This window comes from Ruegeria sp. YTSA168 (assembly GCF_059610045.1).
In genome coordinates, this window is record NZ_JBXWMW010000009.1 from 37,792 (window position 1) to 50,300 (window position 12,509).

The following is a 12,509-nucleotide window of genomic DNA, read 5'->3' on the forward strand; positions in this document are numbered from 1 at the left end:
GTCGGATGAATGTCGCGCTGTCCCCCTGAACTGCGCCATATGGTGTCAACTGAATTCAAGGGGAGACGCCCGGTTATGAAAACCCAAGTCAAAGCACTGGTTGTTGGCGGCGGCGCCGTTGGGACCTCGATTGCCTATCACCTGGCCAAGGCGGGCTGGGACGATGTGATGTTGATTGAACGGGATGAGCTGACCTCCGGCTCGACTTGGCACGCGGCTGGCCTGCTGCCTCTGTTCAACATGTCCTACGCGACGACCCACATCCACAAATACTCGGTTGATTTCTACAAGACGCTTGAAGAAGAAACCGGCCTGAACGCAGGCTTCGCGGTGGTCGGCAATCTGCGCATGGCACAGACGCAGGAGCGTATGGATGAATACATGCTCTATGCATCCACGGCTGAAACCTGTGATGTCGCCTATGAATGGTTGACCCCCGAACAGATCAAAGAACGCTGGCCGCTGATCGAGACCAATGACCTAAAAGGTGCGATTTACCACACCGAAGACGGCTACATTAACCCTGCTGACGTCACTCAGGCGATGGCCAAAGGGGCCCGTCAGCGCGGCGTGGACATCGTGCGCAAGATGCAGGCCGACGCCTTCCACTGGAACGGCACCCACTGGGAAGTCACGTGCACCAAAATGGTTGAGAAGGGCGGTAACCTCATTCCTTCGGACGGGCAGGTGGTTATCACCGCTGAGCATGTCGTGACCGCATCGGGCAACCACGCGCAACGCACCGCCAAGATGCTGGGCATCAAGATGCCCGCGATCCCGGTCGAGCATACCTTCATCGTCATGGACAAAGACCCCGAACTGGTCAAATGGCGTGAAGCGGGCAACCCGGAGCACCCCGTTGTCCGTGACGCCGACAATGAATCCTACGCGCGCGAAGAACGCGGCGGCTGGATTCTGGGTATCTACGAACATGGCGCGCCTGCGCAGTTTGAACACGGCGTTCCGGACAGCTTCCGAGCCGATCTGTTCCCGCTGGATCTGGACCGGATCGCGGATCAGTACATGGCAATGGCGGAACGCGTGCCGTCCTGCGCCGAGTCCGGTCTGAAAGACGATTTCAACGGCCCGATCTGCTACACACCTGATGGCAACCCGCTGGTCGGTCCCGCTCCGGGCCTGCGCAATATGTGGCTAGCCGAGGGTTTCTCGTTCGGCATCACCGCAGCAGGCGGCACTGGTTATTATCTGGCGCAAATGATGGTCGATGGCGAAGCTGAGATCGACATGGCCTCGCTGGACCCCAAACGCTACAGCAGCAACTGGATGACCACCGAGTTCGCGGCTCGCAAGAACGAAGAGTGTTATGAGCACGTCTACATCCTGCACCACCCCGATGAAGAGCGTGAAGCTTGCCGTCCCCTGCGGACTGTTCCGGTTTATGATCGCCAGAAGGCCCGCGGTGCTCAGTTCGGCTGGGTGAATGGCTGGGAACGTCCGAACTATTTTGGCCCGCTGGATGCACCGGACAACTTCGACAAGGAAAACCGCTCGTTCCGTCGCGGTGGTTGGTGGCAATACGCTGTCGAAGAAGCCAAGGCGATCCGCGAAGGCGTGGGCCTGATCGATGCGTCGGCCTTCACCAAGCATGTCGTCAAAGGCCCCGGTGCCACCCAGTTCCTGGATTGGTTTACCTGCAATAAACTGCCCAAGGTCGGTCGTATCAACCTGACCTACGCACTGACCTCGCACGGCACCACCCGCACCGAATACACCATCGTCCGCAATGGTGAGAACAACTACTACATCGTTTCGGCCGGTGCCTGGACCGAGTACGACGCCGACTATCTGCGCAAGGCGGCCGAGGACAAGATGGAGGAGTTCGGTTACATCGAGATCCAAGACGTGACCACCCAGTGGGGCGTCTTCGCCATCGCCGGGCCCAAGTCTCGTGACGTTCTGAAAGAGGTCATCAAAGACGCCGATCCGGAAACCGCTCTGTCCAACAAGCGCTTCCCCTGGCTGTCGGCCCGTCAGATCGAACTGGGCATGTGCCCGGTTAACGCGATCCGCGTGGCCTATACCGGTGAGTTGGGTTGGGAACTGCACCACCCAATTGAGATGCAGAACTACCTGTTCGACCTGCTGGAAAAAGCCGGTGAGAAGTACGGTATGAAGCTGGTTGGCGCCCGCGCCCAAAACTGGCTGCGGCAGGAGAAATCCTATCGTGCGTTTGGTACCGAACTGGGCCGCGATGCAACCCCGCTGGAAGCTGATCTGCCGCGCTTTGTCGACCTGTCGAAAGACTTCTACGGCAAGGCCAAGTTGGAAGAGACCGGTGTGCGCGTGAAATGCTGCACCCTGCTGATCGACGGACCGGACGATGCCGATCCGTGGGGCCGCGAGGCGCTGTACACACCGGAAGGTGAGCGTGTGGGTCGTCTGACCTCGGGTGGCTACTCGGTCGCCTTCGAGAAATCTATCGGTATGGGCTATGTGAAGCCTGATCTGGCGGTCGAAGGTACCAAGCTGCAGGTCAAAATTCAGGACAAGCTTTGGGATGCGGTCGTCACCTGCGACAGCCCCTATGACCCGAAGAACGAAACCATCCGCAAGGACGGCTGAGCGGACGCAGAAAAATGGGTCGCCTTTAGCGCCCCATGCCTCCGGCGGAGGTATTTTCAAACAGAAGAAGCGGGGGGTAGGGCCAAGATCCAGCCCCCCTTTGTTTTTCTCAGGGGGGCCTTCTCCTGTTGCGGTCATCGGCGCTTCCGCCTGTACCGCAGAGCGAGCTTCACCGATCGGGGTTAACGATCCGTTACTTCTTCTGTTCAAAAATACCTCCGCCGGAGGCAAGCCTGCATCAGCAGGCTTTCAAAGTGATCAGCTAGATCACTTGGCCAGTGCCCGAGAGATGAAAGCAAGGTTGTTGGCCGGCATCTGTGTCACTTCAATAAGGTCCAGGCCATTCGCTGCAAACAAGCGCTTGATATCGGAATCATTTTTATACCCAACCTCGGGATCCTGCTGAATAAGCGCGTCGTGAAACCGCAGGTCGCCATCACTTGTCAAAACCCCATCCCGCATGAAAGGGCCGTAGAGAATAAATCTGCCCCCTGATGAAAGCGTCTTGGCTGTCTCTGAGACAAGCGTGACGGTTTCTTCCCAACTGATCAGATGTAGAAGGTTGATCAAAACGATCAGGTCTTTGGGCTCAACTTGCTCATGCCATCCAAAGGCGGCGGCGTCCAAATATAGGGCGGGCTGAATGTTCGGGTGATCGGTTGCATAAGCATCTATACTCTTACGCCGATCCGCGTCGATCTCTGTCGGCTGCCAAGACAGCTGGGGAAGCTCCTGCGCAAAAGCGCAAATATGTTGGCCGGTCCCGCTGGCGATTTCCATGGCCTGCCCCTGAGACGGTGCCCAATGCGCAATCAAGCGACACAGGACCGCCGCATTTCGGCTGGCAGCGGGTGCAACCAGTTTGCCATCGGCAGAAGGCTCGGCGACGCTGGCATTGAGGGGCGGTATACGTTTGCTCATTCGCGCAGCCGACCCGGTGTTAGCATGTCGATTACCGTCGGCGCCAACACGGGTCGGTTTCCGACAACCAGATCGGTAACAAGCTGAGACGCGCCAGGTGCGCTTTGGAAGCCATATCCGCCTTGGCCGGCACACCAGATGAAAGACCGATCTTGCGGATCAGGACCCAAGACCAAAGTTCCATCCGGTGAAAAACTACGCAGACCGGCCCAGTTTGTTTCAACCCGCGTTACGGGTTCGCTGACCATCTCTTCATAGCGGGCCAAGCCTTCGGCCAGCACCATATCGTCGGCATAGGCATCATGCGGGGCAACCAGGTCGGCATCCGCCGGAGACACAAGCAGCTTCCCCGCATCCGGTTTGGCATACCAGGTCTCGCCTGCGCCAATCATCATTGGCCAGGCTGAAACATCATGCCCGCCCGGCGCCGGTATACGCGTCATTGACCGGCGGCGAGGTTGCAGGCCGATTGATTCCATTCCCGCCAGCAATGCGATCTCATCCGCCCAGGCGCCGGCTGCGTTGATCACGTGCCGTGCTTCAAATACATCTTGCGCTTCGACCTGCCAGTTGATGGTTTTGGCAATGGCGGTCACCCGGGATTTGGTATGAACGCGGCCGCCATTCTTGCGAATGGTGCGAGCAAAATCCTGCAGGAGGCGGTCAGTGTCGATGTCAAAGGCGTCGTGGCTGATCCCGGCATAGGCCAGACGTTTTGGATGCAGGATCGGGATCAGGCTGCGCGCATGCTCAACCGATATCTCTTGCATATCCAGGCTGTTGAGGTCTGCCTTGAACATATCGTGCTGATCAGTGCCTGCGACCAGCATCAAGCCGCGTTTTTGCAGATAGCCGCCTTCCTTTAGAAACTGACTGCCTGCCTGGTTTAACGCGACCACGGATGGTGGGCCGTAGTTTTCCTCGAACAAAGCTGCGGATCGACCCGAGGCGTGATAGCCCAGCCCATCTTCGGCTTCGAGCACGGTAACCGACCCGTGCGCGGACAGCCTTGCACCCGCGCTCAGCCCGGCGATCCCGCCGCCGATGACAAGGAAATCGATCATTCTTTGCTTCCTGACAAAGGTGGGGCAATTGCGGGCTTGGGGGAATTCATGGGCGCTCCTTAAGTTCCAACGCGTCTCGTTGTCAGTTCCATTGACTATAAGCAGCCTTGAATTTGTGCTTCAACCCGGTCAAAGAAGTATCAAAATGAAAAGGAGGGCACAGTGACTGCAGCGGATCTTCATCCAATGGCCACAGGACATATCCCCCGATATGTCGTCGCAGCTGACGGGAGCGATTATCTGTTCTCAGCCATGGTCGTGTTCTTTGTGATTATCGTGGTTCTGATTGGTGTGGGGTATCTGACTCTGCATTCGGTTCCGGAAAAAATGGCGCATGAAAACAACCACCCTCAGTTCCAGTTGGTGGGAATTTTGGCGCTGCTTGCCCTTTTCACACATAATGGATTGTTCTGGATTGCGGCCATATTGGTCGCAGGGTTCCAGTTCCCGGATTTTGCAACGCCGATGAAGAATATCGCGGATGCCATTCGATCTTTGGGGCGGTCACCGGTGCCGGACGTTGTGCCCGAGGCAGTGCAATCCGAAACACCCGTCGCAGAACCCACAGAAACGCAGGAGCAGTAGGCAATGATCGAAACAATGCTCTGCGCGCTGATCACGGTGCTGCCTGACTACCTGTTCCGCCGCTTTGTGCAAGGCAAACGCATTGGGCATGAAATCACCCTTTTCACCATGTGGTATGAACTGCGCTGGGGTTTGACCACTTGCGCGATTCTGGCCCTGACGGTGATTACCACGCTATTCTACTTTCATCCGGCCAGTTCCAGTGCCGCTTCCTACTTCCGGACGGTTACCATTCTGCCGCAACTCGGCGGTCGTGTGGCCGAAGTCTATGTGCGCAACAACGAACAGGTGACTGCGGGTCAGCCGATATTCCGGATTGAGGATTTCACACAGCAAGCGCAGGTTCAGTCGGCGCATGCTCAGGTGGCTCAGGTGCAGGCCTCGTTGAAAGTGGCCGAAACCGATCTGGCCGAAGCCGATGCAGGTATCGCCGGGGCCCGCGCGGCGCTGGCGCAATCGCTGGAAGACCTTGAGCGCAACACCACGCTGCGCGACCAGGGCTCTAGCGCGGTTCGATTGGCCGAGATTGAGCGGCTGGAAAACCTTGTAGCCGAACGCGAAGCACAGGTGACGGCTGCGGAATCTAAACGGGCAGCGGTTGTTCAACAAATCGAAGAACTGATCCCGGCCCAGTTGGCCAGCGCAAATGCGCAGCTGGATGCTGCGATGACTGAACTGGATAAGACAGTGATCAACGCCGGTGTCACCGGACGGGTCGAACAGTTTGGGTTGCAGGTGGGGGACTATGTCAGCCCTCTTTTGCGGCCTGCCGGTATTCTGGTGCCGTCGAATTCAGGGCATGACCGGTTTCAGGCAGCATTCAACCAGCTTTCCGCACAGGTTATCAAACCCGGCATGATCGGAGAGCTGGGATGCATGACCAAACCCTTTACCGTGATTCCCATGGTTGTGGTCGAGGTTCAGGATGTCATCCCATCTGGTCAGATCAGACCGTCGGACGAGCTGCGCGATGTGCAAAACAACAAGGTTCCGGGATCCATGTTAGTCTATATGGAGCCGCTTTACAAAGGCATGGCCGACGACATTCCGCCGGGCAGCAACTGTCTGGCGAATGTCTACACGGACAATCATGAGCGGCTTGAGCATGAGGATCTTGGGTTCTGGGAAGGCGCTTTTTTGCATGTCGTCGATACGATTGGTGTGGTGCATGCGGCCGGGCTTCGCTTGCGATTGATCCTGATGCCGGTCAATACTCTGGTTCTGACTGGGCACTAAGCCTGATCCGGCCCCGGTCGTTGCTCCGGGGCTGGCTCGCCTTTGATGCGATGGGCGAACCGATTTGACGGCTGATATGCGCGACGTAAAAAATCTGTCCGTCAAACTTCCACTTCGCGCTTGACGCGCCCAGACGCATGTCCTAACCAGCGAAAACCACGAGCGGGTATAGCTTAATGGTAAAGCCCCTGCCTTCCAAGCAGGCTATGTCGGTTCGATTCCGTCTACCCGCTCCAGTTGTTTCCCTTATGATTTCTGCGTCAAATGGCCCTGAGCGGCTGGCATTTTGGACGCATGCGCTTGACCCCGGATGCCACTGCCGCCAAGAAGCAGATACCCAGAATTGTTTCAGGAAACACAGGCCCGACATGGCAAGACAGACTGCGACCGGTCAGACACCATCATCACCTCCCGGGGCCAGTGAAGAGCGTGCCACCTCGAAAAAGCTTAGCGTTCTGAAGGCGCTTTGGCCCTTTATGCGCCCTTACGGCGCGCTGATGTTTGGTGCAACGCTTGCATTATGTCTGACCGCAGGGATGACGCTCACCTTGCCGTTGGCCGTGCGCCGCGTGGTCGACAATTTCCGCATACAAGATGGGGAACTGCTGGATTGGTACTTTCTTGCGGCGCTGGGCATCGCTGGTGTTTTGGCGGTAGGCACGGGCATTCGGTATGCGCTGGTCACGCGGCTGGGCGAACGCGTGGTGGCCGATATTCGCAAAGCCGTGTTTGACCGGGTCATCGGCATGAGCCCTGCGTTTTATGAACGTATTTTGACTGGCGAAGTGCTCAGCCGGATCACGACGGACACGACCCTGATCCAATCGGTTTTGGGTTCATCCGTTTCGATCGCGCTGCGCAATATGTTAATGTTTGTGGGTGGTTTAGCGCTGATGCTGCTGACGTCTGCCAAGCTGACGGCGCTTGTCCTGTTGTTGATCCCTGTGGTGATCGTGCCGATCCTGGTGCTGGGCCGTCGCTTGCGCGCGATCAGCCGTGAAAATCAGGACTGGATCGCAGCGTCCTCTGGCAATGCGGGTGAGGCACTAGGCGCGGTGCAAACGGTTCAGGCCTTTACCCATGAACGGGCAAGCCGAGAGCAGTTTGGGGAGATGACGGAAACCTCCTACATCGTTTCACTGCGCCGCATTCAAACCCGTGCGATCCTGACCGTGATTGTCATTTTTCTGGTCTTCTCTGGCATCGTAGGCGTGCTTTGGATGGGGGCCAATGATGTCCGCAACGGGGTGATGACCGAAGGGGTGTTGATCCAGTTCGTGATCTATTCGGTGATCATGGCAGGATCTGTTGCCGCGCTGTCCGAAATCTGGAGCGAGCTGCAACGCGCCGCCGGCGCAACCGAGCGGCTGGTTGAGTTGCTTAATGCAGAAGATACGGTCCTCGATCCTGCGCAGGCCAAAGTGCTGTTACAACCGGTTCGTGGTGAAATTCGGTTTCAGGATGTCACTTTCCGCTATCCTGCGCGGCCCGATGTGGTGGCGCTGGACAGCTTGTCCCTGCAGGTGAACCCCGGCGAAACCGTTGCCTTTGTTGGCCCCTCCGGGGCTGGCAAGACAACCGTCATTCAGATGATCCAGCGGTTCTATGATCCGAATTCCGGGCGTGTCCTGCTGGACGGGGAAGACCTGACTGATCTGGATCGGACGGATTTCCGCCGCCACATTGCCCTAGTCCCGCAGGATCCGGTGATCTTTGCCGCCTCAGCGCGCGAGAACATCCGGTTCGGCCGCCTTGATGCCTCGGACGCCGAGGTCGAAGCAGCCGCGCGCGCCGCCGCTGCGCATGAGTTCATTGCTGCACTGCCCGAAGGCTATGACAGTTTTGTAGGCGAGCGTGGCGTGATGCTGTCGGGGGGGCAAAAACAACGTATTGCCATCGCGCGGGCCATTCTGCGGGATGCGCCGGTGTTGCTGCTGGACGAGGCGACCTCGGCCCTGGATGCGGAAAGCGAACGGGCGGTGCAGGGGGCGGTTGACCAGATGCGTGCGGGCCGGACGACCCTGATTGTGGCGCATCGTCTGGCTACAGTGAAGAAGGCAGACCGGATTGTCGTGATGGACGCGGGCCGCATTGTTGCGCAGGGCACGCATGACGATCTGGTGGCGCAAGATGGGCTATATGCCCGCTTGGCGCGTCTGCAATTCACTGATGGGCTTGCCGCAGAATAGGGTGACGCAGGGGCAGATCAGTTTCCGCCGCAGCGTCATTCTACATTTTCAACTTTTCCGTCGCTAAGCCCTTGCTTGTGTCAGCAGGGTTGTGATCCCATCTATGTGAGGATCAAAACCACGTGTGACACGTGGGAGAATACAAGACGGGGAGGAGCCACATGGCCTTTGTAGGGCGTGAAGACAAACTGCGTATCGAACAGGAAATGGCGTGGGAGGATCGTGATCTGCCGGTCACCTTCCATCAACTGTTGTCTCGGACAGCCGAGAAGTTCCCCAATCACAACGCGATCAGTTTCCAATTGTTTTCCGGTCCGACAGACAAGGCCGAAACGCTGACATGGTCTGATCTGCTGGGGCAGGTCAATCAGGCGGCGAACCTGTTCCGCTCGCTTGGCGTGGGCGAAAACGACGTGGTCGCCTATGTGTTGCCCAACTGTAACGAGACTTTGGTCACCATGATGGGCGGTGCGGTTGCAGGGATCGTAAATCCGATCAACCCACTGTTGGAGCCCGAACAGATCGCCGCGATCTTGCGGGAAACCGAAGCCAAGGTTGTGGTGACACTGCGTTCCTTCCCAAAGACGGATGTGGCGCAAAAGGTGGAAGAGGCTGTGCGCCATGCGCCCAAGGTTCATACGATCCTTGAGATTGACCTGAACCGCTATCTGACCCCTCCGAAATCATGGATTGTTCCGCTGCTGCGTCCAAAAATGGGCGACAAGGAAAAGCTGGCCCATGCGGATTACAAGAATTTCAATAAGGAGCTGGCGAAACAGCCCAAGACGCTGAGTTTTGCAGACAGCACCGAAGATCGCGTCGCGTGCTATTTTCACACTGGCGGCACGACCGGAATGCCGAAAGTCGCGCAGCATAAGTATTCGGGCCTCATCTATAACGGCTGGCTAGGGCATACGCTGCTGTTTGATGAAAATGACGTCATCATGTGCCCGCTGCCGATGTTCCACGTCTTCGCGGTGCATGTGATCATGATGGCGGCGGTCTCATCCGGGGCGCATGTGATCTTCCCGACGCCGCAAGGGTATCGTGGAGATGGTGTTTTCGACAATTTCTGGAAGCTTATCGAACGCTGGAAAGTCAGTTTCATCATCACCGTGCCCACGGCGATTTCTGCGAAAATGCAGCGCCCGGTGGATGCGGATATCTCCAGCGTCAAAACCGCCTTTTCGGGGTCAGCGCCGCTGCCGGTTGAATTGTTCCGCCGTTTCGAAGAAGCAACGGGTGTGACCATCGTCGAAGGCTATGGACTGACCGAAGCGACCTGCCTGGTCTCGTGCAATCCGGTTGATGGTGAGAAAAAGATCGGCTCCATCGGCATCCCTTTCCCATACACGGATGTCAAAATCCTGATGGATGGACCAGATGGCCCCAAGGAATGCGCCGCTGATGAAATCGGAGAGATCTGCATCTCGAACCCGGGTGTCTTTCCGGGCAACACCTATACAGAGGCCGACAAGAACGAAAACCTGTATCACTTCGAAAAATATTTGCGCACGGGTGATCTGGGCCGTTTTGACGAAGACGGGTATCTGTGGATCACCGGCCGCGCGAAGGATTTGATAATTCGCGGCGGACACAACATCGACCCGGCTGAAATCGAAGAAGCCCTGCTGGGGCATGAGGCCGTGGCCTTTGCCGGAGCCATCGGGCAGCCAGATGCTCATTCGGGCGAATTGCCCTGCGCCTTCGTCGAACTGGTCGATGGCGCGTCGGTCACCGAGGAGGCATTGCTGGAGTTCTGCAAGGTCCACGTGCACGAACGTGCCGCACAGCCCAAACATATGACCATCCTTTCGGAACTGCCCAAAACTGCGGTTGGCAAAGTCTTCAAGCCGGACCTGCGCAAAAACGCGATCACGCGGGTCTACAATGGTGCGTTGGAAGAGGCTGGAGTGGCCGCTCGCGTCGTTTCGGTCATTGATGACAAGAAACGCGGCCTTGTTGCACAGCTTGACGCGAACGGCTCATCAGAAGACGATGTCAGCAAGGTGCTGGGATCATTCACCCGGCCATGGGAGTGGGCTGCCTGACCGGGAGGTAATATGGATTATGAACGTCTGATCGATGAAGAAACATGGGCGTTCATAAGACGCACGGCAGAAAGCTATCCCGACAACGCGGTTGATCTGTCGATCGAGGATCAACGCAGGGTCTATGACGCGATGTGTCAGACCTTTCGCCAACCGCGCCCGAATGGAGTTGAAACTCAGGACCGGTCCGCCAATGGCGTGCCGGTCCGCGTTTATACAGCGGGCGATCCGACCCGCGTGGTCATCTATTTTCATGGCGGTGGCTTTGTCGTCGGCGGGCTGGACAGCCATGATGATGTCTGCGCCGAAATCTGCGTCCAAACCGGGTATCGCGTTGTTTCAGTGGACTACCGGCTATGCCCGGAATATGTGCACCCTGCGCAGTTTCAGGACAGTGTGGCGGCGGTCGAGTGGGCGGTTGCCGAATTCGGCGTTCCCATTGTGTTGGCTGGTGACAGTGCCGGTGGCAATCTGGCTGCGGCGGTTGCCCATCATATGAGAGGCCGACCAGCTGAAGTGTTGGGGCAGGTTCTGATCTATCCGGGCTTGGGTGGGGACAGCTCTGCCGGATCCTATTTGGAGCACGCGCAGGCGCCGCTGCTGACCCGCGATGAGATATTGTTCTACGAAAAGGTGCGATGCGGTGGGGCCGCGCCCAAAGTCGATCCAACCTTTGCGCCGCTTCAAGACACCGATTTCTCGGACCTGCCTCCGACCGTTGTGATCACTGCCGATTGCGATCCGTTGCGCGATGATGGGTCTACCTATTGCAAGCTGATCGCTCAGGCAGGCGGACACGCCCATTGGATCAACGAAGCGGGTTTGGTGCACGGCTATCTGCGCGCCCGCAACAGCGTGAAACGGGCGGCTGACAGTTTCGAACGTATCTCCGTGGCCATCGAAGCATTGGGGCAGAGTATTTGGCCCTATGGTTAGGCCGTGATCACTTCAGGAATGGCTCACCCTTCATTGTGTCCGCAATCGGTGCGCCCATCCGGGTCAGGATTGTGGGGGCCAGTTGCAACTGGTCAATCACCGCATCGGCCTGCGGGCCGTCGGCATCGCCGAAGTAATACAGGGCCGTTTCCTGCTGCAAAGCGCCCCGCCCACCGTGGTGGCCGCGTTCATCCTGTCCGTGATCGGCTGTGACGATGACCTCATATCCCAACTGTCGCCAACGGGGGATGAATGGGGCCAGCATTTCATCGGCGACAAAACAGGCATGGTCCATCTCCTGGCAATCGTGAAAAAACCGATGGCCCATACTGTCCAGGGTGCAGGTATGCAGGATGCCGTAATCCAGACCAAAGCGCAGGCACAAGTTTGTCAGGGTGGCAAACAGATCAACGTCCGAAGGCGTCATCTGGTTATCCTTGCCATAGCCCGTCATTGTGTGGAACCGGCCGTGGTTTATGGTTTTGCTATCCGGTTCGTCATATTCCACATCGCGGACATAATCGAACGGATGCCGGTTGAAGAACTGGGACCAGTAGCTATGCGTAACCGCCCCGGTGACACCACCAGCCTCGCGCACCTGACTGAACACATCTTTGTGGCTGAGGCGGAACACATTTCCATTGCCGGTGCACCCATGCTCCTGCGGCGTGACGCCCGTATGGATTGATGCATAGCAACTGGCCGAGATTGATGGCAGCACAGCCCGCAGTTTCCAAACGCGCGCCTCTCCGCTATCCACCCAACCTTCGAGATTGCCGAACAGGCGGCGGAAATTGTGCCAGGGGACGCCGTCCAGAATGATCAAAAGAAGTTTGCGGTCCATCAGCCTACCTATCTGATTTTGTGTTGCGCCGACCCTAGAGGAATCGTTGTTTCAGGGCCGTTCATTCGCGCCCCAAATATCAAAATCCCGACACCTGTTG

General features: G+C 57.5%; 9 protein-coding genes and 1 tRNA gene. 7 read left to right on the plus strand and 3 right to left on the minus strand.

What is annotated here, in order from left to right:
- Positions 1–75: 75 nt before the first annotated feature.
- A complete protein-coding gene (locus AC2FFE_RS15310; RefSeq protein ID WP_496847049.1) occupies positions 76–2,583 on the plus strand; it encodes a GcvT family protein in 2,508 nt (835 codons plus the stop codon).
- Positions 2,584–2,850: 267 nt separating this feature from the next.
- Here the strand turns inward: AC2FFE_RS15310 and AC2FFE_RS15315 are convergent, their stop codons facing one another.
- Both AC2FFE_RS15315 and AC2FFE_RS15320 read right to left on the minus strand, forming a co-directional pair.
- The gene (locus AC2FFE_RS15315) at positions 2,851–3,504 is read right to left on the minus strand and encodes a DUF938 domain-containing protein (RefSeq protein ID WP_496819547.1); all 654 of its coding nucleotides are present in this window, start codon (positions 3,502–3,504) and stop codon (positions 2,851–2,853) included.
- On the minus strand, positions 3,501–4,568 hold the full coding sequence (locus tag AC2FFE_RS15320; RefSeq protein ID WP_496847050.1) for an NAD(P)/FAD-dependent oxidoreductase: 1,068 nt from the start codon (positions 4,566–4,568) through the stop codon (positions 3,501–3,503). Before AC2FFE_RS15320 ends, AC2FFE_RS15315 begins: the two co-directional genes overlap by 4 nt.
- 162 nt (positions 4,569–4,730) lie before the next feature.
- Here AC2FFE_RS15320 and AC2FFE_RS15325 point away from each other — a divergent pair, with 162 nt between their 5' ends.
- The 6 genes from AC2FFE_RS15325 to AC2FFE_RS15350 all read left to right on the plus strand — a co-directional run bounded on the left by AC2FFE_RS15325 (position 4,731) and on the right by AC2FFE_RS15350 (position 11,565).
- On the plus strand, positions 4,731–5,153 hold the full coding sequence (locus AC2FFE_RS15325) for a hypothetical protein (protein ID WP_496819545.1): 423 nt from the start codon (positions 4,731–4,733) through the stop codon (positions 5,151–5,153).
- Between the two features lie 3 nt (positions 5,154–5,156).
- Positions 5,157–6,389, plus strand: a complete 1,233-nt coding sequence (locus AC2FFE_RS15330) for an HlyD family secretion protein (protein WP_496819544.1) — start codon at positions 5,157–5,159, stop codon at positions 6,387–6,389.
- Positions 6,390–6,551: 162 nt separating this feature from the next.
- Positions 6,552–6,625: transfer RNA gene (locus AC2FFE_RS15335), tRNA-Gly, on the plus strand.
- A 132-nt stretch (positions 6,626–6,757) separates the two neighbouring features.
- A complete protein-coding gene (locus AC2FFE_RS15340) occupies positions 6,758–8,578 on the plus strand; it encodes an ABC transporter transmembrane domain-containing protein (protein ID WP_496847051.1) in 1,821 nt (606 codons plus the stop codon).
- Positions 8,579–8,739: 161 nt separating this feature from the next.
- Positions 8,740–10,629 carry an acyl-CoA synthetase gene (locus tag AC2FFE_RS15345; RefSeq protein WP_496819542.1) on the plus strand — a complete coding sequence of 630 codons (1,890 nt, stop codon included), beginning with the start codon at positions 8,740–8,742 and terminating at the stop codon, positions 10,627–10,629.
- Positions 10,630–10,641: 12 nt separating this feature from the next.
- Positions 10,642–11,565, plus strand: coding sequence for an alpha/beta hydrolase (locus tag AC2FFE_RS15350; protein ID WP_496847052.1), 924 nt, complete (start codon positions 10,642–10,644; stop codon positions 11,563–11,565).
- 7 nt (positions 11,566–11,572) lie between these two features.
- On the opposite strand, the gene AC2FFE_RS15355 is transcribed toward AC2FFE_RS15350, so the two are convergent.
- Positions 11,573–12,409, minus strand: coding sequence for an alkaline phosphatase family protein (locus tag AC2FFE_RS15355; protein ID WP_496847053.1), 837 nt, complete (start codon positions 12,407–12,409; stop codon positions 11,573–11,575).
- Positions 12,410–12,509 lie beyond the last annotated feature (100 nt).

Excerpts from the sequence above, each read along its gene's own strand:
- AC2FFE_RS15310 (WP_496847049.1), top strand. The coding sequence starts at position 76 with ATGAAAACCCAAGTCAAAGCACTGGTTGTTGGCGGCGGCGCCGTTGGG.
- AC2FFE_RS15315 (WP_496819547.1), bottom strand. The coding sequence starts at position 3,504 with ATGAGCAAACGTATACCGCCCCTCAATGCCAGCGTCGCCGAGCCTTCT.
- AC2FFE_RS15320 (WP_496847050.1), bottom strand. The coding sequence starts at position 4,568 with ATGATCGATTTCCTTGTCATCGGCGGCGGGATCGCCGGGCTGAGCGCG.
- AC2FFE_RS15330 (WP_496819544.1), top strand. The coding sequence starts at position 5,157 with ATGATCGAAACAATGCTCTGCGCGCTGATCACGGTGCTGCCTGACTAC.
- AC2FFE_RS15340 (WP_496847051.1), top strand. The coding sequence starts at position 6,758 with ATGGCAAGACAGACTGCGACCGGTCAGACACCATCATCACCTCCCGGG.
- AC2FFE_RS15345 (WP_496819542.1), top strand. The coding sequence starts at position 8,740 with ATGGCCTTTGTAGGGCGTGAAGACAAACTGCGTATCGAACAGGAAATG.
- AC2FFE_RS15350 (WP_496847052.1), top strand. The coding sequence starts at position 10,642 with ATGGATTATGAACGTCTGATCGATGAAGAAACATGGGCGTTCATAAGA.
- AC2FFE_RS15355 (WP_496847053.1), bottom strand. The coding sequence starts at position 12,409 with ATGGACCGCAAACTTCTTTTGATCATTCTGGACGGCGTCCCCTGGCAC.